Genomic DNA, 19,912 nt, shown 5'->3' on the forward strand with positions numbered 1-19,912 from the left:
CTACTCCTGGCGGCCGGGGTCGCCGTAGCTGAGCAGGCGCTCGTACTCGGCGTCCGGTCCCGGCTCGCAGCCGTCGCTCGCGGCGTCGGACCCGTCGTCGGTCGCGGTCACCGTCTCGGCGCCCGCGGGACGCTCCAGCAGGTTCTTGCCGAGGTGGTGCGCGTCCGGCAGCTCGATCGGGTACTGGCCGGTGAAGCAGGCCGTGCAGAGCCGCTCCCGGGGCTGCTCGGTCGCGCCGATCATGCCGTCCTCCGAGAGGTAGCCGAGCGAGTCCGCGCCGATCGACTGGCGCACCTCCTCGACACCGAGGCCCGTCGCGATCAGCTCGGCGCGGGAGGCGAAGTCGATGCCGTAGAAGCAGGGCCAGGTGATGGGCGGGCTGGAGATGCGCACGTGCACCTCGGCGGCGCCCGCCTCGCGGAGCATGGAGACCAGTGCGCGCTGCGTGTTCCCGCGGACGATCGAGTCGTCGACCACCACGAGGCGCTTGCCCTTGATGACCTCCTTCAGCGGGTTCAGCTTGAGCTTGATGCCGCGCTGGCGGATGGTCTGCGACGGCTGGATGAACGTGCGGCCGACGTAGGAGTTCTTGACCAGGCCCTGGCCGAACGGGATGCCGGACGCCTGGGCGTAGCCGATGGCGGCCGGGGTGCCGGACTCGGGGGTCGGGATGACGAGGTCGGCCTCCACCTCGTGCTCGCGCGCGAGCTGGCGACCCATCTCGACGCGCGCCTCGTAGACGCCGCGACCGGCGATGGTCGTGTCGGGGCGCGCGAGGTAAACGTACTCGAAGACGCAGCCGGCGCGCTTCTCCGGAGCGAACCGCTGGGTGCGCAGGCCGTTCTCGTCGATGACGATCAGCTCGCCGGGCTCCACCTCGCGCACGAAGCTGGCGCCGACGATGTCCAAAGCCGCGGTCTCGGAGGCGACGACCCAGCCGCGCTCCAGACGGCCGAGCACCAGCGGGCGCACGCCCTGCGGGTCGCGCGCCGCGTACAACGTGTGCTCGTCCATGAAGACGAGGCAGAACGCGCCGCGCAGGCGCGGAAGCACCTCGAGCGCCGTGGCCTCAAGGGTGTGGTCGAGATCGCCGGTGAGCAGGGCGGTGACGACCGCGGTGTCCGTGGTGTTGCCGCGGCTCAGCTCGCCGTCGAGCTGCGGGTAGCGCTCGTGGACGAGGTCCATGAGCTGCGCGGTGTTGGTCAGGTTGCCGTTGTGGCCGAGCGCGACCGTGCCGCTGGAGGTGCGGCCGAGGGTGGGCTGGGCGTTCTGCCAGCTGGATGCGCCGGTGGTCGAGTAGCGCGTGTGGCCCACGGCGATGTGGCCGGTCAGCGAGTTCAGTGCGTTCTCGTTGAACACCTGCGAGACCAGACCCATGTCCTTGTAGATGAGGATCTTCTTGCCGTCGCTGGTCGCGATGCCCGCGGACTCCTGGCCGCGGTGCTGCAGCGCGTAGAGGCCGAAGTAGCTGAGCTTCGCGACCTCCTCGCCCGGCGCCCAGACCCCGAAGACACCGCAGGCGTCCTGCGGGCCCTTCTCTCCCGGGAGCAGCTCGTGACTGAGCCGACCGTCGCCTCCGGCCACAGTGGACCCCTTTCGTTGGTGTGTTTCGGGTGTTCAGCTGTCGACGGACGGGCGCTGATCGCCAGGCCGTGGATCCTCCGGCTCATCGCCGGGGACGCGCACATCGATTCTATCGGCCTGGACGGTGCGCGCCCGCCTGGTCGCCGCGCGGTCGAGGAGCAGGGCGACGACGGCGCCGAGCGCGACGCCGACGACCGCGCAGATCGCGAGCAGGAAGCCGAAGACGGTCCCGCGGTCGTACGTAGGGTTCTCCGGGAAGGCGAAGGTGAGGATGAGCGCGATGATCGCGAACAGGATGGCGCCGGTCAGCATGAAGCGGAAGTAGCGCGGCGAGCGGTGCACGCGCACGGCGTCCTCGGTGACGGTCGCGACCTCCTCCGGGGCGGGCTCCGGCTCCGCCGCGGGCTCGGGGACCGGCTCCCGCGTCGCCCCTGGCGCATCCACTGCGTCGCTGTCCGCGGCGTCGCGCGCGGGCGCGGTGGAGTCGTCGGGGTTCAGGGTCATGCCCCCATTCTCCCTCACCGCGGCTGAACGCCCGCCCACCGTCCGGGCGGGCGCATCGAGGGCTATGGTCGGTGGTGTGAACGCAGCGTACCCGTGTCCGTGCTGCGGCTACCTGCAGTTCGATTCGCCTCCCGGTTCGTATGAGATCTGCGCGATCTGCTTCTGGGAAGACGACGCCGTCCAGCTCCTCCAGCCCACCTTCAGCGGAGGGGCGAACCGGGTGAGCCTGCTGGATGCGCAACGCTCGTATGCAGCCGTCGGCGCGTGCGAGCCCCGTTTCGTCACGAGTGTGCGGAAGCCCGAGACGGACGACCGACGGGACCCGGGTTTCCGGCCACTCCACGAACACCACGATGTCCTCGATGTGGACGATGCCGTACCACTCCCATCCGACCGGACGCTGCTGTACTGGTGGCGTCCCGGGCGCAGGTCCGCTCGCGCCTGAACGAGAGATGCGTACCGCCTCCGAGGGGCACGTTCTTGTCGCTTTCGGCGGCCGAAAGCGACAACGACGTGCCCCTCGGCGTCAGTAGCGGAGGGGGAGGAGGCCCTCGAGGGTGGCGCGCTGGCCGGAGGCGTGCACCGTGCCGGAGGCGAGGCCGTCGGCCCAGGCCAGCCGGCCGGAGGCGAGCGCGAGCCAGGTCGCGGCGTCCGTCTCGATGACGTTCGGCGGCGTGCCGCGGGTGTGCCGCGGGCCGGGGATGCACTGCACCGCCCCGAACGGCGGCACCCGCACCTCCACCGTGTTGCCCGGCGCGCGCTCGGCGAGCAGCTGCAGCAGGTAGCGGACGGCCGTCGCGGTCGTGTTCCGGTCCGCGCCATCCTCGAGCGCCGCCCGGACCGCGGGGCCGCCCTGCTCGTCGGGGATCTTCGCTCTGGCCATGCGTCCATCCTCGCACCGCGGGCGGGAGCGGCCCGCGCGACCTCTACCATGGGTCGCGTGAAGATTCTCGTCCTCGGTTCCGGTGCCCGTGAGCACGCCATCATCACCGCCCTCCTCGCCGAGGATGCGGGACACCAGATCGTGGCGGCCCCCGGCAACGCGGGGATCGCGGCGGACGTGGCGGTGGAGACCGCGTTGAACCCGCTCGACGGCGAGGCGGTCACCGAATACGCGATCGAGAACGGCATCGAGCTGGTCGTGATCGGTCCGGAGGCTCCCCTGGTCGCGGGCGTCGCCGACCCGCTGCGCACCCGCGGCATCCCCGTCTTCGGTCCGGGCAAGGCCGCGGCGCAGCTGGAGGGCTCGAAGGCGTTCGCCAAGCGGATCATGGAGGCGGCGGGCGTGCCGACCGGTCGCGCCGTGCGCGCCGAGACGCTCGCCGAGGCGGAGAGTGCGCTCGACGAGCTCGGCGCTCCCTACGTCGTGAAGGCGGACGGCCTCGCCGCGGGGAAGGGCGTCATCGTCACCCCCGACCGCGACGCCGCGCTCGCCCACGCCACGCACTACCTGGCCGAGGGCGGCGTGCTGATCGAGGAGTTCCTCGACGGCCAGGAGGTCTCGCTCTTCCTCGTCAGCGACGGCCACACCGTGCTGCCGCTGAGCCCCGCGCAGGACTACAAGCGCCTCCTCGACGGCGACGCCGGCCCCAACACCGGAGGGATGGGCGCCTACTCGCCGCTCCCCTGGCTGCCGGAGACCTTCGTCGACGAGGTGATCGACACCGTCGCCCTGCCGACGGTCCGTCAGCTGGCCGCCGAGCAGACGCCGTTCATCGGCCTGCTCTACTGCGGCCTGATCGTGACCGACCGCGGCATCCGCGTGATCGAGTTCAACGCGCGCTTCGGCGACCCGGAGACCCAGGTGGTGCTGCCCCGCCTGGTCACCCCGCTCTCGTCGCTGCTCTACGGCGCCGCGACCGGCGAGCTCTCCGCGATGCCGCGTCCCGAGTTCGCGATGGACACCGCGGTGACGGTCGTCCTCGCGAGCGAGGGCTACCCGGAGGCACCGCAGACCGGGCGCACGCTGACCGGGCTCGAGGACGCGGCGGCCGTGCCCGAGGTGACGATCGCGCACGCGGCCACGGTGCGGGACGAGGCGACCGGCGCGCTGCTCGCCAGCGGCGGCAGGGTGCTGTCGGTCGTCGCGCGCGGCACCACGTTCGCGGAGGCGCGCGACCGCGCCTACGACGCGATCGGGCGCATCCACCTCGACGGCGGGCAGTACCGGACGGACATCGCCGCGCGCGTGTCCTGAGACGCGGCCGCCCCGCGATCGCTTCCGGAGTTCTTCACGCCTCGCCGCGGCGTGTTGCGTGAAGAAGTCCGGAAGGGATGGCGGGGCGGGCGAGGGCGGCGCGCGGGCTGCGCGGCGGTGTGTCAGCCGAGGAGACGGGCCAGGAAGGCGTTGCGGAAGCGGCGCTCCGGGTCGAACCGCTCGGTGAGGGCGCGGAAGTCGTCGAGGCGCGGGTAGAGGCTCGGGACGACGCCGTCGCGATCGATGGAGAGCTTGCCCCAGTGCGGCCGTGCGCCGAGCGGGAGCAGCGCATCCTCGAGCAGCGGGAGCACCGCCTCCACGCCCTCCTGGTCGCGCAGCCACGTGAAGTGCAGGCCGACCGCGTCCGTTCCGTAGGCGCTCGACAGCCACAGGTCGTCCCGCGCAACGGTGCGGATCTCGCTGATCTGCAGCAGCGGAGCGATCCGCGGGCCGAGCGCCCGCACCGCCTCGATGGCCTCGACGGCCCTCGCCCGCGGGACCAGGTACTCCGACTGGATCTCGGCGCCGTTCGACGGCGTGAACTCGAACCGGAAGTGCGCGAGGCGCTCGCTCCACGGGCCGACGACGCCGAGCTGCTCGGTGGTGTTCCGGACATCCATCGTCGGGATCATGTGCCGCGCCTCGGTGAGCGCGGGGGCGCCGAAGAAGTCGTCGGCAACGGTGGCGGCGGCGCCGTCGAGCTCCTTGAGCCAGGCCAGGGACACCGTGTCCTCCGCCCAGGTGGTGAACAGCGAGACGCTGTAGGCGGCCGACGTGACCTCGTCGAAGCGCCCGGTCACCGCCTCCCACGGCACCCCGCCGAACAGCCGCTGCCGCGCATCGAAGGTGGGGCGGATGTCGAGCGTCACCTCCGTGACGACGCCGAGCGCGCCGAGCGACACGACGGCGCCGTCGAAGCCGTCGTCGCCGCGGGCGATGTCGACAAGCTCGCCGGAGCCGGTCAGGATGCGCAGGGCCGACACCGCGGTGGCCAGGTTGCCGTTCCGGTCGCCGGAGCCGTGCGTCGCGGTGGCGATGGCCCCGGCGACGGAGATGTGCGGCAGGGACGCGAGGTTGTGCAGCGCCCAGCCCTGCGCCTGCAGCTCGCGCGCCAGGTCGCCGTAGCGCACGCCGCCGCCGACCGTGACGGTGGACGCGTCGGCGTCGATGCGGATCGCGGCCGGGAGCGCGGCCGTGCTCACCAGCAGGTCGGCGGAGTCGGCGAGGTCGTTGAAGGAGTGCCTGCTGCCGAGCGCGCGGACCGAGCGCGAGGAGGCGACCAGCTCACGCAGCTCGTCGACGGTGGCGGGCGCGGCGATCCGCGCCGCCCGGTATTCGTAGTTCCCTGCCCAGTTCAGCTCGCTCACGGAGCCCTCCTCGCACGTCGTCGTGCCTCCAAGTCTAGGGATGTGAACGTGCACATGACGCCGCTCCGGTCGACGGAAATGCGCCGTTGCCGCGGGGTACCCACGCCTGTATCGTTCGCGGTGAGAGCGGCGGGGGCCGCGAGAAGGAGGCGTTCTGTGGCTGAATTCGAGTACGGGCCGGCGGAGTTCATCGTCGCCCAGTTCGACAACGATCGTCCATCCCCGGGAGTGGTGCAGGCCATCCTCGACCTGGTCGAGAGCGGCACCGTCCGGCTGCTCGACCTGCTCTTCGTGACCCGCCACGCCGACGGCGGCGTCGACATCGTGGAGCTGGAGGAGATCGGCGACGAGATCGGCATGGCCGGGGTGAGCCTCGACGCGAGCGGACTCGCCGGCGAAGAGGACGTCGACCAGATCGCCGAGCTGATCGAGCCGGGGACAACCGGCGCCATCCTCGTGATCGAGCACCTGTGGGCGAAGGACCTGGCGAGCAAGTTCTTCCAGGCGGGCGGCCTCGTCGTGCACACGGAGCGCATCCCCGCGCCGGTCGTGAACGCGGTCGTCGCCGGGGAGTACGAATCCGACACCGAACCGGTCGAGAGCTAGGAGAAGACAATGCCACTCGGACGCATGGGACGCCCAGGACTCATCGGCCTCGCCGCCCGCACCGCCGTGGTCGCGGGGACGGCGACCGCGGTCTCCGGCGGGATGCAGCGCCGGCAGCAGAACAGGGCGCAGGAGCAGTACGAGCAACAGCAGTACGAGGCGCAGCAGCAGCAGATGGAGATGCAGCAGATGGCGCAGCAGGCGGCGGCGCAGCAGGCTGCCGCGGCACCCGCGGCGCCCGCCGTCGCAGCCGGGGGCGGCGACGACATGATGGCCCAACTGCAGCAGCTTGCGAGCTTCCACTCGCAGGGCATCCTCTCGGACGAGGAGTTCGCCGCGGCGAAGGCGAAGCTGCTCGGCTGACGCGCTCGCGAGCCGGCCGACGCGGCGGTGTCTAGCCGCGGTAGCCGGGATGCCCGTCCGGGCCGAGCCCGCTGCCCTGCGCCAGCTTGTGGAGCAGGGCGGCGAGCGCGCGCTGCTCGTCGGAGTCGAGCGGGGAGAGCATGTCGGCCTGGTGCTCCTGCGCGACCCCGCGCAGCTGCCCCAGCAGCCGCTCGCCCGGCTCGGAGAGCGAGAGCACGTAGTTGCGCCGGTCGGCCTCGTTGCGTTCGCGCACCACGAGGCCCTTCCTCTCCAGCTCGTCGACGAGCGCGACGAGCCGCGCGGGCACCGTGCCGAGCCGCGCGGCGAGTTCCCGCTGCGAGAGCCCCGGCGTGCGGCCGAGGACGCGGATCGCACCGGCCTCGCGCGGGCTGAGGTCGAGCGCGGCGACCCGGTCGGCGAAGCGGGAGGCGGCCTCGGCGCCGAGCTGCGCCAGCAGGAAGGCGGTGCGCGGCGGCGCTCCACTGCCGGACGGTCCGGACGGGGCGGGTTTCGCGGGCGGGACGGAAGCTGTCACGGATCCACAATAGCCCTTGCGCGTAACGATTACAGAGTGTAACGATTACTCTTATGAACGATTCCTCCCGTCCTCGCGGCTCCGGCGGACCGCCGCTCGGTGTCCTCGCCGTCGTGCACGCGGCGCTCCTCCTCGCCGCCCTCGTGCTCGGACTGATCCTCGCCGGCGGAACGACCTTCGTCTCGCCCTTCCAGGGAGCCGAAGCCGTCGCCGCGCACGCCCAGAGCGACTGGGCCGCGATCCGGATCGGCTCGATGCTGCAGTTCGGTTCCGCCGTTCCGCTCGGCATCTACGCGGCCACCGCCTTCGCCCGCCTCCAACGCCTCGGCGTTCGTGTGCCGGGACCGGCCATCGGCTTCGCCGGAGGCCTCACCGCGGCCATCCTGCTGATGGTCTCGGCCTTCGGCAGCTACCTGCTCAGCCGCCCCGAGCTCGCGGGCGACGCGCGGCTGGCGCTCGCCATCGCGTTCCTCTCGTTCGCGACCGGCGGTGTCGGTTACGTCACCGGGTTGGGGCTGCTGATCGCCGGGATGGCCGTCCCCGGCGTGATCCTCGGCCTTCTGCCGCGCTGGCTCGCCTGGGTGGGCCTCGTGATCGCGGCGCTCGCGGAGCTCAGCTTCCTCTCCCTCGCCGTCGAGCCCCTGCAGTTCCTGCTGCCGATCGGCCGCTTCGGCGGGATGCTCTGGCTGATCGCCGCGGGCTTCCTGCTGCCGGTCGATCGGCGGGACGTCCGCGACCGGCGGCGCAACGGCGTGGATGCGGAGGTCGGCTCATGACCGCGGCATCCACGGAGCGGGGCTGCGCCCTCGTGCTCGGCGCCGACGGATTCATCGGGAACGCGATCTGCCGGGCGCTCGGCGACGCCGGCCTCACCGTGATCCCCGCCGCCCGGAACGCCGAGGCCCTCGCCCGGCTGCGCGACGAGCTCACGGCCACGGGCGTCGGCTGCCCCCGCGCGATCACGGTGGATGCGACGGACGACGCCGCACTGACGACGGCGATCGCCTCGGTCGCAACCGAGCACGGGCTCACCGTCGCGGTCAACAACATCGGCCGCGGTCACCGCCCGGTGCCGCTCGCGGAGATGGACCTGGCGGCCTTCGACGACGTCGTCGCGGTGACCTTCCGGGCGGTGGCGGTGGCGATGCGCGCCGAGATCAGGGCGATGCGCGCCGGTTCCGGCGCCCGCGCGATCGTGAACGTGTCCTCCAGCGCCGGGACCACCGGAGCACCGGGGATGGCCGCGTACACCGCCGCCAAGCACGCGGTCGTCGGCCTCACCCGCACCAGCGCGATCGACGAGGGACGCCGCGGCATCCGGATCAACGCCGTCACGCCCGGACCCATCGAGTCGGGGCCGATCATGACGCAGGACCCGAGCGTGCGGGAGCAGGTCGGCGGGTACGTCCCGATGGGGCGGATGGGGAGCGCCGAGGAGGTCGCCGCCGCGGTCGCGTGGCTCGCATCGCCCGCCTCCTCCTACGTGACGGGCGCCGTGCTCGCCGTCGACGGCGGACGCACGGCCTAGGGCGGCGCGCTCGCGCCCTACGATGGACGGGTGAGCGAACTGGCAGGCTGGAACCACGTCTACTCCGGGAAGGTCCGCGACCTCTACGTTCCGCAGGGGGCGACGGGTCTGGACGACACGGACGCCGTGCTGGTGGTCGCCAGCGACAGGGTCAGCGCCTTCGACCACGTGCTCGAGCCGGGCATCCCCGGCAAGGGCGAGCTGCTGACCACCCTCAGCCTGTGGTGGTTCGACCAGCTGAGCGACGTGCCCAACCACCTCATCCCGGACCACGTTCTCGACGGCGAGCGCGTCGTCGATCGCATCCCCGCCGCCGTGTCCGGGCGCTCGATGCTCGTGAAGCCGCTCGACATGTTCCCGATCGAGTGCGTTGTCCGCGGCTACCTCACCGGGAGCGGCTGGGCGGAGTACCGGGCGACCCAGAGCGTCTGCGGGGTGCCGCTGCCGGCTGGCCTCGGCGACGGCGACCGCCTCCCCGAGCCGATCTACACGCCCGCGTGGAAGGCCCCGCTCGGCCAGCACGACGAGAACATCAGCTTCGAGCGCACGGTGGAGCTGGTCGGCGCCGACGTGGCGGAGGAGCTGCGCCGTCGCTCGCTCGAGGTGTACGAGCGCGGCGCCGCGATCGCCGAGAAGCGCGGTGTGATCATCGCCGACACCAAGTTCGAGTTCGGCGCGGACCGTGTCTCCGGAGAGATCACGCTCGCCGACGAGGTGCTCACCAGCGACTCCAGCCGCTACTGGGACGCGGAGGCGTACGCCACCGCGTCGACGCCGGCCGGCCGGATGGCGAGCTTCGACAAGCAGATCGTGCGCGACTGGCTGGCCGCCAACTGGGACAAGACGGGCACCCCGCCCGCACTCCCCACCGAGATCGTCGAGCGGACGGCCGCCCGCTACCGGGAGCTGCTGGAGCGTCTCACCGGCGACTGACCGGACCCGCGGCCACGACCGTCGTTCAGCCGGCCAGCGGCGCGCGCTCCGGTCGCGCGACCGCCGGCGCCTCGCGCGCATCCAGCCGTCCGCCGATCGCGCGCAGCGCCGCGAGGATGGTGGCGAGGTCGACGAACTCCTGGATGATCGCACCCGCCGTCGCGGGGATCAGCCCGAAGGCGGCGATCACCATCAGCACCACCGAGATGGCGATGCCGAGCCAGATGCTCTGCAGCGCGATGCGGACGGTGTCGCTGCCGATCCGGACCGCCGTCGCGACGCCGGCGATGTCGTCCACCAGGATCACCGCGTCCGCCGACTCGCTGGCGGCCGTCGCCCCCTTCGCCCCCATCGCCACGCCCACGTCGGCGGCCGCGAGCACGGGGGCGTCGTTCACGCCGTCGCCGACCATGATCACCGGGCGCTCGGCGATGGCGGAGACCTCGGCCACCTTGTCCGCGGGGAGGCACTCGGCGCGCACACGGGTGATGCCGAGCTCCCTCGCGACATGGTCGGCGGTCTCGCGCGCATCCCCGGTGAGCATCATCGTGTTCGTCACGCCGAGCGCGGACAGCCGCGCCAGCGTGTCCACCGCATCCGGCCGGAGCCGGTCGCTCGCGAGGAGCACGCCGGCGAACGCGCCGTCCACCGCGACATAGACCGCGAGCTCGCCCGGGGCGATCTCCGTGCGCTGCGCCGCCGGTGCGTGGTCGGCGACGAAGCGGAACTTGCCGACCGCGACCTCCCGGCCGCCGATCCGTGCGACGACGCCGTTCGTCGCCGCCTCCTGAGCGGTGTCCGCCTCGCGCAGGGCAAGCCCGCGCTCCTGCGCCGCGTGGATGAACGACGCCGCCAGCACGTGCGACGAGTACTGCTCGGCGCTCGCGACAAGCGTGAGCAGCTCGTCGGCGTCGAACGGTGCCTCCGGACGGATCCCCGTGAGCGTCGGCGTCCCGCGCGTCAGCGTCCCCGTCTTGTCGAAGACCACCGTGCGCGCCCTGGCCAGCTGTTCGAGCACACCGCCCGACTTCACGATGATGCCGTTGCGGGCGGCCCTGCTCATCCCGCCGATGAACGCGACGGGCGCCGCGATCAGCAGCGGGCACGGCGTCGCGAGCACCAGCACCTCGGCGAACCGCACCGCCTCCCCGCTCGCCCACCACGCGACCGCGGCGAGCGCGAGCGAGAAGACGGTGAACGGGACGGCGTACCGGTCGGCGAGGCGCACCACCGGCGCCTTGCTCTCCGCCGCCTCCGCCACGAGGGCGACGATCTGCTGGTACTGCGATGCCTGCGCGGTCTGGGTCGCCCGGATCTCCACCGCCTGCGTCCCGTTCACCGCACCGCTCAGCACCGCGTCGCCCGCGCTCTTCTCCACCGGGATGCTCTCGCCGGTGATCGACGACTGGTCGAGCGCGGTGCGCGCGGAGAGGAGCACACCGTCCACGGGCAGGATCTCGGAGGGCCGGACCAGCAGCACATCGCCCACCCGCACCTCGTCGATCGGGATGTCCCGGTAGCCGCCGCCCTCCGCCCGGTGCGCGCGCTGCGGCGCGCGCGTCAGAAGCGCATCCAGCTCCCGTTTGGCGCGCTGGTTGGCGTAGTCCTCCAGCGCCTCCCCGCCCGTCAGCATCAGGACGACGATCAGCGCGGCCACGTACTCGCCGACCAGCACGGTCGCGACGATCGCGGTGATGGCCAGGATGTCGAGCCCGAACTCGCGCCGGAGCATCGCACGGACCATGTCAACGGCCTGCCAGGCTGCGACGGCGAGCGCGTACACGCTGAAGAGCCACTGCACCGCCGCGCCCGCTCCGGCGAGCGCCAGCACGATGCCGACCAGCCCGACCACGAGCGTGAGCGTGACCATCCAATAGCGCCGGGCGGCCCTCAGAACGCGAGACATCCGCACCCCCTCACCTCCATCCTGGCCGCCCCGGCGCGGAGGCGGAAGAGGCGGCGGGCGTCCCTGCCATTCCCCGGCGCGCATGCGGGCGGCGGTAGCCTCGCCGCATGACAGACATCCAGACCCCGCTGCCGACCGCGGCGGTCGCCGATGCGGCCGTCCGGCTCGGCGTCCGCGTCGGCCTCGCCCCGGTCGCGCTCCGGGCGCTGCTGCCCGGCCGGACGTTCCAGGGGCCGGCCGCGCCGGTCACCCACCTCGGCAGCGTCGACGTGCTGCTGGAGACGATTGACGATGCCCCGCCCGGCGCCGTGCTGGTCGTGGACAACGGGGGTCGCCTCGACGAGGCGTGCGTCGGCGACCTGATGCTGCTGGAGGCGCGGGAGGCGGGGATGACCGGGGCGGTGATCTGGGGGCTGCACCGGGACACGGCGCAGCTGCGCGAGATCGGGCTGCCGGTGTTCAGCCTTGGGGCGCATCCCTTCGGTCCGCGGCGGGTGCCGCCGGCGGGCACGGCGATGCGCAGCGCGTTCCTGGACGGTACGCCCGTCTCGCCCTCCCACTGGATCGTGGCGGACGACGACGGGGTGCTCGTGGTCGGAGAGGACCGGCGAGAGGAGCTGTTCGCCGAGGCCCGGCGCATCCAGCGAACCGAGGGCGCGCAGTCCGAGCGGATGAGCGCCGGGACGTCGCTGCGCGAGCAGCTGGACTTCGCACGGTACCGCCGTCTGCAGGCCGACGACCCGTCGCTCACGCTGCGCCGCTATCTGGCCGAGACCGGCGGGGCGATCGAGACCTGAAATAGTCTCGGCTCCGCGGGCGTTGAACGCATCATGCCCGAGCTCCTCCCCGCCGACTCCGCCATGGGCGCGGTCACCCTCCGCGTCGCCGACCTCGACCTCATGACCGCCTACTATCGCGACGCGGTCACGCTGTCCGTGCTGGCCGCCGAGGGTGGGCGGGTGATCCTCGGGCGAGGATCCACCCCGGTCGTGATCCTGGAGCACGCACCGGAGCTGAAGCACGCGAGCCGCGGCGAGGCGGGGCTGTTCCACACGGCGGTGCTCTTCGACAGCGAGGAGGCGCTGGCCGCGGCGGTCTACTCCGTCGCCCGGCGCGCGCCCGGCACGTTCACCGGCAGCGCCGACCACCTCGTCAGCAAGGCGTTCTACTTCACCGACCCGGAGGACAACGGTGTCGAGCTGTACTGGGACCGGGACCGCAGCCAGTGGAGCTGGACGCACGGCCAGGTGGAGATGGACACGCTGTTCCTCGACCCCAACGGCTTCCTGTCCGAGCACCTGACCGAGCGCGGCGTCGCGCTGGCCGAGGCGGACGCTGCGGGCGCGGACGCCGGAGATGCCGGCCGCTTCGGCGCCGCGACCGTCGGGCACGTGCACCTCTCGGTCGGCGACGTCGCGACGGCCCGGGAGTTCTACGTGAACCGGCTCGGCTTCGACGCGACGGCGGCGCTCGGCGACTCCGCACTGTTCGTCTCGGCGGGCGGCTACCACCACCACATGGCGATGAACACGTGGAACAGCCGGGGCGCCGGCCGCCGCGCGCCGGCGCTCGGCCTCGGCGAGGTGGAGATCCGGCTGCCGGGGGCGGACGACCTCGGCGAGCTCACCGAGCGGATGCGGCACTACGGGGTGCAGACGCGCGACGACGGCACATCGGTGGCGTTCGACGATCCGTGGGCGAACGCGGTACGGGTCGTGGCGGCCTAAGCGCCGGCGCCCGAGGTCGGTCGGGAACGGAGGACGTTCCGGGCGACACACCGGGTGGATGCGGGAAAGGGAGGAGTCCGGGCGCGTCGAGCGCCCGGACTCCTCCCTTTCGTTCGGTGGTCAGTCGGTGACGGGGGCGGCGTGGACGCCGTGGTGCTCGTCGCCGTCCGGTGCCGCGGTGGAGGCGGGGGCGGGGGCATCGGCGGCGTGGGCGCCGTGCTGCACCGCATCCACCGGGGCGGCGGCCGCGTGCGCGCCGTGACCGGCGGCGACCGGCTCGGCCTGCGCCTGGCCCGGTGCCTGCTCGGCCGGGGCACCGGCGCCCGCGGCGCGGGGACCCCACGCCGGCGGCTTCGGCTTCGCCCACCAGATCACGACCAGCGCACCGAGGAACGCGACCGCGGCGGGAAGCAGCAGCGCCTCCGACATCGCCTGGGTGAACCCGGCGTGCAGGAACTGCGGCAGCTCTGTGCCGGCGGAGGCCTCGTTCACCGATCCCCCACCCGGCGTCTTCGGCAGGTCCGCCGCGAGCCGGCTCGTGATGAGGGCCGAGATGGATGCGCTCCCGAGCACGGCGCCGATCTGGCGGGTGGTGTTGAAGACGCCGGAACCGGCGCCCGCCTGGTTCATCGGCAGGTTGTGCGTCGCTGTCGCCGAGATCGGCCCCCAGACGCCCGACATCGCGACGCCCATCAGCGCGCTCGGGATGAGCAGCAGCCAGATGTTGACATCCGGCGACAGCATCCGCGAGTAGAGGAACAGCGCGAGGGCGAACAGCACGAGCCCGGGGGTGGCGATGAACTTCGGGTTGATCCTGTCGATCAGCCGGCCCATCACCGGGGCGAGGGCGCCGGAGAGGATCGCGGTCGGGGCGAGCATCAGCGCCGACTCGGTCGGGGTGAGACCGCGCACCGTCTGGAAGTAGAACACCAGCGGCAGCGACATGCAGGTCACCGCGAAGCCGACCGTGGTGATGGCGCCGTTCGAGAGCGAGAAGTTGCGGTCGCGGAACAGCGGCAGCGGAAGCAGCGGCTCCTTCTTGTTCAGCGCCTGCCAGACGACGAACGCCGCGAGCACGACGATGCCGGCGATGATCAGGCCCCACACCGAGATCGGGCCCCAGATGACGCCCCAGTCGTAGGTGCCGCCCTCCTGGATGCCGAAGACGAGCAGGAACATGCCGACGGCGGAGAGGACCACGCCGAGGATGTCGAAGCTGTGCGAGTGCGTCGGCAGCTTCGGGACCAGGCGCATCGCGAGGATGAACGCGACGACGCCGACGGGAAGGTTGATGAAGAAGATCCACTCCCAGCCGAGCGAGTCGACGAGGATGCCGCCGAGCAGCGGGCCGACGAGCGTCGCGACACCGGCGACGGCGCCCCAGAGGCCCATGGCGACGCCGCGGCGGTCCGGCGGGAAGATGCGGGTGATGACCGCCATCGTCTGCGGGGTCATCAGCGCGGCGCCGAGGCCCTGCACGACACGGGCGGTGATCAGCATCCCGATTCCGCCGCCTGGCATCACGCCGGAGAACCCGCACCAGGCGGAGGCGAGCGTGAAGATCACGAGGCCGATCAGGTAGATGTTCTTGGGGCCGAAACGGTCGCCGAGGCGACCGGTGATCAGCAGCGGCACGGCGTACGAGAGCAGGTAGGCGCTCGTGACCCAGATGACCGCGTTGTAGTCGGTTCCGAGGTTCAGGCCCTTCATGATCGAGGGGTTCGCCACCGACACGATGGTGGTGTCGATGAGGATCATGAAGAAGCCGACGACCAGCGCCCAGAGGGCGGGCCAGGGCTTCAGTTGACGTTCCATGGGTGTCTTTCTTCTTATGCGTGCTTCTCCTCGTCCCAGGAGATGGCTCCCGAGACGAGGTCGTCGATGAGGTCTTCGAGGGTGGCCGCGTCGGCCTCCGCCATGGCGCGCAGGTAGCGCACGTCGATCCAGTACTTGGCGGGGAGGCCCTTGCGCTTGATGGCGGCGATGGCCGTGTCGAGCACCGCGATGTCGGCGCGGATCAGACCGACGCGCCGGCGGAGCAGGGCGACCACGGTGTCCAGCGAGAGGTTGTGCGCCTCGCCGAGCCCGAGCGGGAACTCGGGGAACTCGTTGACCGGGGTGCCGATGATCTCGGCCACCCGCTCGCCGAGGGCGAGGCTGCCCTCGTCCGTGATCTCGTAGGTGGTGCGCTCGGGCCGGTTGCCCTCGCGCTCGGTGCCGATCGCCCGCACCATGCCCTCCCGGGCGAGGCGGTCGACCGTGTGGTACAGCGAGCCCGGCCGCACCTTGACCAGGCGGTCCTCGGAGCGCTGCACCAGGGTCTGGTACATCTCGTACGGATGCGTCGGTCCCTCGGCGAGCAGCGCGAGCGCCGCCACGGCGAGGGGGGTGAGGGTGGGCGTTTTAGGCATGGGTCCAGGTTGGTGGTGTTCGGGGATTGTTCGGGATGAGGGGCGGGACCGAGTGGCCCGTGCTGATTATTCCATGTGGAATAGTACGCGCGGGGTAAGCCGGGTGTCAAGGTCGACCGCGTCCGTAGATCCGGAAGCGAGAGGCGGCGCGCCGTGCGATTGCAGGTAACTTCGGAGATATCGGGCCACGCCGGTGAAAACTCCGGAGTTACGAACGCGGCGCTCGCGCGGAAGGCCCGCTCAGGCCGTGCGGTAGTGCGGCTCCGGGAGGCCGCGGCGGCCCACACGCGCGGTGAAGAGGGCGCCGGAGGCGGGGTGGGCGGCGAGTTCGGCCGTGGAGAGGCCCTGGCGCGCCGAGGTGATGACGAGGGTGTCGAGGCCGGGGCCGGCGAAGCAGACGCTCGACGCGTTCGGGGCGGGGACGGCGACCGTGTCGGTGCGGCGGCCGTCCGGCGCGAAGCGGCGCACCTCGGCGGCGCCCCAGAACGCGATCCAGAGGCCGCCGTCGGCGTCCACCGTCGCGCCGTCGGGCATCCCCTCGGTCGTCAGGTGGACGCGGCGCGGCCCCGTCGCGCCGGTGGCCGGGTCGTAGTCGCGCGCCCAGACGGTGCGGGCGAGGGTGTCGATCGAGTAGAGGGTGCCGCCATCGGGCGAGAAGGCGAGGCCGTTGGAGAGGAGGAGGTCGTCGTCCAGCACCGTGACGGTCCCGGCGGAGACGCGGAGCAGGCACTGCGGTCCGGGATCGTCGTCCAGGGCGTGGGTGCCGACGAGGAGGGAGCCGTCGGGGCCGACCGCGGCGTCGTTCGTGCGGGCGGGAACGTCGTCCGCGAACAGCGTCGTGCCGCCGAAGCGGCGGCCGTCCGCCGAGACGGACCAGAGCCGGCGGGCGCCGACGACCACCAGGCCGCCGTCCTCCGCGAGCGTCACGGCGCCGACGGTCTCGCCGAACTCGGCGCGCTCGGTCGGCCGGATCGTGCCGTCCGCCTCCAGGGTCCCGGCGAGCACCGCGCCCGCGGTGATGTCGACCCAGCGCAGCACGCCGCTGCGCGCATCCCACAGCGGACCCTCGCCGAGCTCGAAGGTCTCGACGGTGGCGCGCTTCGCGCGATGGGCGGTCACGGTCCCAGTCTGCCCCGGCCCGAGGTCAGACCGTGGCGCGCCGGACCCGGGATCCGTGCTCGCCGAGGCCCTCGATCGAGACCCGCACCGTGTCGCCGTCGGCGAGGTACGGGAACCGGCCGGAGAGCGCGACGCCCTGCGGCGTGCCGGTGTTCACGATGTCCCCCGGCTCCAGCACCATGTACTGGCTGAGGTCGCGGATGAGCGCCTCCACGCCGAAGATCATGTCGGCGGTGGACGAGTCCTGGCGCGGCTCGCCGTTCACCCACGAGGCGAGACGCAGGGAGCCGTGCTCGACCTCGTCCGGGGTGACCAGCTCCGGGCCGAGCGGGTTGAAGGTCTCGGCGCACTTGCCCTTCGACCACTGGCCACCGGAGACGTCGAGCTGGTAGGCGCGCTCGGAGACATCGTCGGAGACGGCGAAGCCGGCGATGCACGCGGCCGCCTCCTCGTCGCTCGCCAGGTAGCGGGCGCGGCGGCCGATGACGACGGCGAGCTCCACCTCCCAGTCGACGCGCTCGGCGCCGGGCGGGAGCAGGATGTCGTCGTTCGGGCCGACCACGGTGTTCGGGTGCTTGAAGAAGACGATGGGATGCTCGGGCGGCGCCGAGCCGGACTCCGCCGCGTGCGCGGCGTAGTTCTGGCCGATGCAGATCACGGCCGCGGGCCGGGCGACGGGGGCGCCGATGCGCAGGCCCTCCGCCGCGGCGGGCGCCGCGGTCAGCTCGCCTGCGGCGAGGGCGCGGCGGGCGCGCTCGATGCCGTCCCCCGCGAAGAACGGGGGGTCGATGTCCGCGGCGATCGAGTCGAGCTCGTAGAGCGCGCCGTCGGCGCGCAGGTAGGGGCGCTCGGCGCCGGGCTCTCCCAGTCGGAGGAAGCGCATCGGTCGGTCCTCTCGGTCAGCGGGTGCGGGCGGCGACCGCGTCGGCGTTGACCAGCGCGGGCACGGGACGCCCTGCCCACAGGTCGACGATGTTGGCGGCGGCGTGCGCTGGCAGGTCGGCGAGCGCCTGCGGCGAGTACCAGGCGGCGTGCGGCGTGAGCAGCACCGAGTCGAGGGTGCGCAGGAGGCTTGCGGCGGGCAGCGGCTCATCCTCGAACACGTCTATCGCCGCGCCGCCGAGCCGGCCGGAGGCGAGGGCGTCCGCGAGGGCGGCCTCGTCGACGAGCGGACCGCGGCAGGTGTTGACCACGACGGCGCCCGGCTTCAGCGCGGCGAGCGCGGCCGCGTCCACCAGGTGGTGCGTCTGCGGGGTCAGCGGGGCATGCAGGGTGAGCACGTCGGCGCGCGGGAGGGCGGCCTCGAGCGGCGCCGGCTCCAGGCCGTCGGCGAGGATGCGCTCGTCGGGCACGACCGGGTCGCTCACGACGACGTGGAAGCCGAGGGCCTTGCAGCGAAGCGCGACGAGCGAGCCGATGCGGCCGTAGCCGACGACGACCACGGTGGTGGCGGCGGGGCGGACGGCGAGCGGCCGCGCGTCCACGGCCGACCAGTGCCCGGCGCGGACCGCGCGGTCGTAGTGCTGGAGACCGCGGCCGAGGCTCAGGATCATCGCCAGCGTGTGGGTGGCGACCTCGTCGAGGCAGTAGGCGGGGGTGTTGGCGACCAGGACGCCGCGCTCGGTGGCGGCATCGACGTCGATCATGTCGTAGCCGATGCCGAGGCGGCTGATCGCACGGACGCCGGGCAGCCGATCCAGTAGGTCGCCGGTGATGGGCGCCCATTGCACGATCAGGGCGGAGGCGTCGGCCGCGGCCTCGGCGATGTCGTCGGCGGAACGGGAGGCGGCATGGCGGACGCGGAAACCGGCGGCGGCCAGCGCGTCCTCGGCGGCAGTGCCGGGCAGATCGCTGTCCGTGATCACCACGAGGTCATCGGAAGTCATGCAGAAACGCTATAGCATCTAGCGTTTTGATGCCAACGCGATCGGCCGTTGCGCTGCAATCGCCGAGCGGATGCTATAGCGTTTTGCCATGACCTCAGCGCGACGAAGCCTCATCACCGGCGCCAGCTCCGGCATCGGATCCGCCACCGCCGTCCGCCTCGCGGGCGAGGGCCACGCCGTGTGGCTGACGTACACGAACGGGGACGCGGCGGTGCGCCGCGTCGCCGCCGAGTGCGAGGCCGCCGGTTCCCCCGACGTGCGCGTCAGCAGGCTGGACCTGCGCGACACCGCCTCCATCGACGCACTCGTCGCCGAGATCGCGGACGCCTGGGGCGAGCTGCACGTGCTGGTCAACAACGGCGGCGTCTGCCCCTACCGCCACTTCGACGACATCGAGCTCGACGAGTGGGATGCGGTGATGGAGACGAACGTGCGCGGCACCTTCGTGCTCACCCGCGCGGCGCTGCCGCTGCTGCGCGCCGCGGAGGGCGACCGCAGCGTCGTCAACCTGTCCTCGATCGCCGGCCAGGTCGGCGCGCTTCAGACCGGGATGCACTACGCGGCGAGCAAGGGCGCGCTGCTGGCCCTCACCCGGAGCTTCGCCCGGCACCTCGCCGCCGAGCGCATCCGCGTGAACGCGGTGACTCCGGGCCCTGTCACCAGCGCGATCACCGACCAGCTCACCGACGACGGCAGGGCGGCGCTGGAGTCGTCCATCCCGCTCGGCCGGTTCGGCACCCCGGACGACGTGGCCTGGATCATCTCCACGCTCGCGTCCGGCAACGCCGGCTTCGTGACCGGGGCGACGTACGACGTCAACGGCGGCGTCCGGATCGACTGAGCGCCCCATCCCGCTTCGAGAGGAAACCATGACCGCATCCACAGTCCCCGCCGTTCCCGCCCTGACGGCACTGGCCGTCGTCGCCGACCAGGTGGCCGCGTTCAACGCACACGACCTGGAGGCGTTCGTCGCCACGTACGCGGAGGACGCGGTCGTGGTCGGCGTCGCCGCCGAGCCGCTGGTCGGCCGGGATGCGCTGCGCGCGTTCTACGGCGACCGCCTGACCCACCCGGACCTGCGCTGCGAGATCGACGCGACGACACTGTTCGGCGAGCGCTGGGTGGTCGCACGCGAGTCGGTGATCCGCGACGGCGTCGGTACGGAGACGATCGCGACGTTCGACGTGCGCGACGGGCTCATCCGGCGCGCGTCGATGCTGAAGGCGTAGGCGTGCGGCGCCGCGCG

The 19,912-nt window shown here is 72.5% G+C and carries 22 protein-coding genes; 11 read left to right on the forward strand and 11 right to left on the reverse strand.

The window, feature by feature from the left end; translation table 11 throughout:
• Both purF and AAME72_RS04875 read right to left on the reverse strand, forming a co-directional pair.
• Entirely contained in the window at positions 1-1,584 is a 1,584-nt protein-coding gene (gene purF, locus AAME72_RS04870; protein ID WP_348789113.1) for an amidophosphoribosyltransferase, read from the reverse strand.
• Between the two features lie 33 nt (positions 1,585-1,617).
• Positions 1,618-2,088 carry a hypothetical protein gene (locus AAME72_RS04875; protein WP_348789114.1) on the reverse strand — a complete coding sequence of 157 codons (471 nt, stop codon included), beginning with the start codon at positions 2,086-2,088 and terminating at the stop codon, positions 1,618-1,620.
• A 64-nt stretch (positions 2,089-2,152) separates the two neighbouring features.
• Here AAME72_RS04875 and AAME72_RS04880 point away from each other — a divergent pair, with 64 nt between their 5' ends.
• Positions 2,153-2,533 carry a CPCC family cysteine-rich protein gene (locus tag AAME72_RS04880; RefSeq protein ID WP_348790208.1) on the forward strand — a complete coding sequence of 127 codons (381 nt, stop codon included), beginning with the start codon at positions 2,153-2,155 and terminating at the stop codon, positions 2,531-2,533.
• 81 nt (positions 2,534-2,614) lie between these two features.
• Here the strand turns inward: AAME72_RS04880 and AAME72_RS04885 are convergent, their stop codons facing one another.
• Positions 2,615-2,971 (reverse strand): sterol carrier family protein, encoded by a 357-nt coding sequence (locus AAME72_RS04885; protein ID WP_348789115.1) that lies wholly within the window; start codon positions 2,969-2,971, stop codon positions 2,615-2,617.
• Between the two features lie 57 nt (positions 2,972-3,028).
• Between AAME72_RS04885 and purD the strand changes: the two genes are divergently transcribed.
• Complete coding sequence (purD, locus tag AAME72_RS04890) at positions 3,029-4,285, forward strand: phosphoribosylamine--glycine ligase (RefSeq protein ID WP_348789116.1); 1,257 nt, start codon at positions 3,029-3,031, stop codon at positions 4,283-4,285.
• A 122-nt stretch (positions 4,286-4,407) separates the two neighbouring features.
• Here purD and AAME72_RS04895 read toward each other — a convergent pair whose 3' ends face one another.
• Complete coding sequence (locus AAME72_RS04895) at positions 4,408-5,652, reverse strand: FAD-binding protein (RefSeq protein WP_348789117.1); 1,245 nt, start codon at positions 5,650-5,652, stop codon at positions 4,408-4,410.
• 156 nt (positions 5,653-5,808) lie between these two features.
• Here AAME72_RS04895 and AAME72_RS04900 point away from each other — a divergent pair, with 156 nt between their 5' ends.
• Complete coding sequence (locus AAME72_RS04900; protein WP_348789118.1) at positions 5,809-6,258, forward strand: DUF6325 family protein; 450 nt, start codon at positions 5,809-5,811, stop codon at positions 6,256-6,258.
• A 9-nt stretch (positions 6,259-6,267) separates the two neighbouring features.
• Positions 6,268-6,621 carry an SHOCT domain-containing protein gene (locus AAME72_RS04905; RefSeq protein ID WP_348789119.1) on the forward strand — a complete coding sequence of 118 codons (354 nt, stop codon included), beginning with the start codon at positions 6,268-6,270 and terminating at the stop codon, positions 6,619-6,621.
• A gap of 31 nt (positions 6,622-6,652) precedes the next feature.
• On the opposite strand, the gene AAME72_RS04910 is transcribed toward AAME72_RS04905, so the two are convergent.
• Entirely contained in the window at positions 6,653-7,156 is a 504-nt protein-coding gene (locus AAME72_RS04910; RefSeq protein ID WP_348789120.1) for a MarR family transcriptional regulator, read from the reverse strand.
• 53 nt (positions 7,157-7,209) lie between these two features.
• Between AAME72_RS04910 and AAME72_RS04915 the strand changes: the two genes are divergently transcribed.
• The 3 genes from AAME72_RS04915 to AAME72_RS04925 are packed head-to-tail and all read left to right on the forward strand — an operon-like array spanning position 7,210 to position 9,617.
• Entirely contained in the window at positions 7,210-7,932 is a 723-nt protein-coding gene (locus AAME72_RS04915) for a hypothetical protein (protein ID WP_348789121.1), read from the forward strand.
• Positions 7,929-8,684 carry an SDR family oxidoreductase gene (locus AAME72_RS04920; RefSeq protein WP_348789122.1) on the forward strand — a complete coding sequence of 252 codons (756 nt, stop codon included), beginning with the start codon at positions 7,929-7,931 and terminating at the stop codon, positions 8,682-8,684. The genes AAME72_RS04915 and AAME72_RS04920 overlap by 4 nt, the downstream gene beginning before the upstream one ends.
• 30 nt (positions 8,685-8,714) lie before the next feature.
• Positions 8,715-9,617, forward strand: a complete 903-nt coding sequence (locus AAME72_RS04925; RefSeq protein WP_348789123.1) for a phosphoribosylaminoimidazolesuccinocarboxamide synthase — start codon at positions 8,715-8,717, stop codon at positions 9,615-9,617.
• 25 nt (positions 9,618-9,642) lie between these two features.
• Here the strand turns inward: AAME72_RS04925 and AAME72_RS04930 are convergent, their stop codons facing one another.
• Positions 9,643-11,523, reverse strand: a complete 1,881-nt coding sequence (locus AAME72_RS04930; protein ID WP_348789124.1) for a heavy metal translocating P-type ATPase — start codon at positions 11,521-11,523, stop codon at positions 9,643-9,645.
• A gap of 107 nt (positions 11,524-11,630) precedes the next feature.
• On the opposite strand from AAME72_RS04930, the gene AAME72_RS04935 reads away from it, so the two are divergent.
• The gene (locus AAME72_RS04935; protein WP_348789125.1) at positions 11,631-12,320 is read left to right on the forward strand and encodes an RraA family protein; all 690 of its coding nucleotides are present in this window, start codon (positions 11,631-11,633) and stop codon (positions 12,318-12,320) included.
• Positions 12,321-12,353: 33 nt separating this feature from the next.
• Positions 12,354-13,250, forward strand: a complete 897-nt coding sequence (locus AAME72_RS04940; protein WP_348789126.1) for a VOC family protein — start codon at positions 12,354-12,356, stop codon at positions 13,248-13,250.
• Between the two features lie 120 nt (positions 13,251-13,370).
• Here the strand turns inward: AAME72_RS04940 and AAME72_RS04945 are convergent, their stop codons facing one another.
• From AAME72_RS04945 to AAME72_RS04965, 5 genes are all read right to left on the reverse strand, one after another.
• Complete coding sequence (locus AAME72_RS04945) at positions 13,371-15,065, reverse strand: DHA2 family efflux MFS transporter permease subunit (protein WP_348789127.1); 1,695 nt, start codon at positions 15,063-15,065, stop codon at positions 13,371-13,373.
• A gap of 14 nt (positions 15,066-15,079) precedes the next feature.
• The gene (locus AAME72_RS04950; protein ID WP_348789128.1) at positions 15,080-15,661 is read right to left on the reverse strand and encodes a PadR family transcriptional regulator; all 582 of its coding nucleotides are present in this window, start codon (positions 15,659-15,661) and stop codon (positions 15,080-15,082) included.
• Positions 15,662-15,901: 240 nt separating this feature from the next.
• Positions 15,902-16,780, reverse strand: a complete 879-nt coding sequence (locus tag AAME72_RS04955) for an SMP-30/gluconolactonase/LRE family protein (protein WP_348789129.1) — start codon at positions 16,778-16,780, stop codon at positions 15,902-15,904.
• A gap of 25 nt (positions 16,781-16,805) precedes the next feature.
• Entirely contained in the window at positions 16,806-17,663 is an 858-nt protein-coding gene (locus AAME72_RS04960) for a fumarylacetoacetate hydrolase family protein (RefSeq protein ID WP_348789130.1), read from the reverse strand.
• A gap of 16 nt (positions 17,664-17,679) precedes the next feature.
• Positions 17,680-18,666 (reverse strand): C-terminal binding protein, encoded by a 987-nt coding sequence (locus tag AAME72_RS04965; RefSeq protein WP_348789131.1) that lies wholly within the window; start codon positions 18,664-18,666, stop codon positions 17,680-17,682.
• 88 nt (positions 18,667-18,754) lie between these two features.
• Between AAME72_RS04965 and AAME72_RS04970 the strand changes: the two genes are divergently transcribed.
• Positions 18,755-19,507, forward strand: a complete 753-nt coding sequence (locus AAME72_RS04970; protein ID WP_348789132.1) for an SDR family oxidoreductase — start codon at positions 18,755-18,757, stop codon at positions 19,505-19,507.
• 28 nt (positions 19,508-19,535) lie between these two features.
• Positions 19,536-19,895 (forward strand): nuclear transport factor 2 family protein, encoded by a 360-nt coding sequence (locus AAME72_RS04975; RefSeq protein WP_348789133.1) that lies wholly within the window; start codon positions 19,536-19,538, stop codon positions 19,893-19,895.
• Positions 19,896-19,912 lie beyond the last annotated feature (17 nt).

Origin of the sequence: Leifsonia sp. NPDC080035 (genome assembly GCF_040050925.1) — a bacterium.
In the GTDB taxonomy this organism is placed as follows: domain Bacteria; phylum Actinomycetota; class Actinomycetes; order Actinomycetales; family Microbacteriaceae; genus Leifsonia.

What these genes read in the sequence shown, in the direction of transcription:
- AAME72_RS04965 (WP_348789131.1), bottom strand. Translation starts at nt 18,666, where the DNA reads ATGACTTCCGATGACCTCGTGGTGATCACGGACAGCGATCTGCCCGGC.
- AAME72_RS04915 (WP_348789121.1), top strand. Translation starts at nt 7,210, where the DNA reads ATGAACGATTCCTCCCGTCCTCGCGGCTCCGGCGGACCGCCGCTCGGT.
- AAME72_RS04960 (WP_348789130.1), bottom strand. Translation starts at nt 17,663, where the DNA reads ATGCGCTTCCTCCGACTGGGAGAGCCCGGCGCCGAGCGCCCCTACCTG.
- AAME72_RS04945 (WP_348789127.1), bottom strand. Translation starts at nt 15,065, where the DNA reads ATGGAACGTCAACTGAAGCCCTGGCCCGCCCTCTGGGCGCTGGTCGTC.
- AAME72_RS04975 (WP_348789133.1), top strand. Translation starts at nt 19,536, where the DNA reads ATGACCGCATCCACAGTCCCCGCCGTTCCCGCCCTGACGGCACTGGCC.
- AAME72_RS04875 (WP_348789114.1), bottom strand. Translation starts at nt 2,088, where the DNA reads ATGACCCTGAACCCCGACGACTCCACCGCGCCCGCGCGCGACGCCGCG.
- AAME72_RS04935 (WP_348789125.1), top strand. Translation starts at nt 11,631, where the DNA reads ATGACAGACATCCAGACCCCGCTGCCGACCGCGGCGGTCGCCGATGCG.
- AAME72_RS04930 (WP_348789124.1), bottom strand. Translation starts at nt 11,523, where the DNA reads ATGTCTCGCGTTCTGAGGGCCGCCCGGCGCTATTGGATGGTCACGCTC.
- AAME72_RS04970 (WP_348789132.1), top strand. Translation starts at nt 18,755, where the DNA reads ATGACCTCAGCGCGACGAAGCCTCATCACCGGCGCCAGCTCCGGCATC.
- AAME72_RS04880 (WP_348790208.1), top strand. Translation starts at nt 2,153, where the DNA reads ATGGTCGGTGGTGTGAACGCAGCGTACCCGTGTCCGTGCTGCGGCTAC.
- AAME72_RS04920 (WP_348789122.1), top strand. Translation starts at nt 7,929, where the DNA reads ATGACCGCGGCATCCACGGAGCGGGGCTGCGCCCTCGTGCTCGGCGCC.
- AAME72_RS04950 (WP_348789128.1), bottom strand. Translation starts at nt 15,661, where the DNA reads ATGCCTAAAACGCCCACCCTCACCCCCCTCGCCGTGGCGGCGCTCGCG.
- AAME72_RS04940 (WP_348789126.1), top strand. Translation starts at nt 12,354, where the DNA reads ATGCCCGAGCTCCTCCCCGCCGACTCCGCCATGGGCGCGGTCACCCTC.
- AAME72_RS04885 (WP_348789115.1), bottom strand. Translation starts at nt 2,971, where the DNA reads ATGGCCAGAGCGAAGATCCCCGACGAGCAGGGCGGCCCCGCGGTCCGG.
- AAME72_RS04905 (WP_348789119.1), top strand. Translation starts at nt 6,268, where the DNA reads ATGCCACTCGGACGCATGGGACGCCCAGGACTCATCGGCCTCGCCGCC.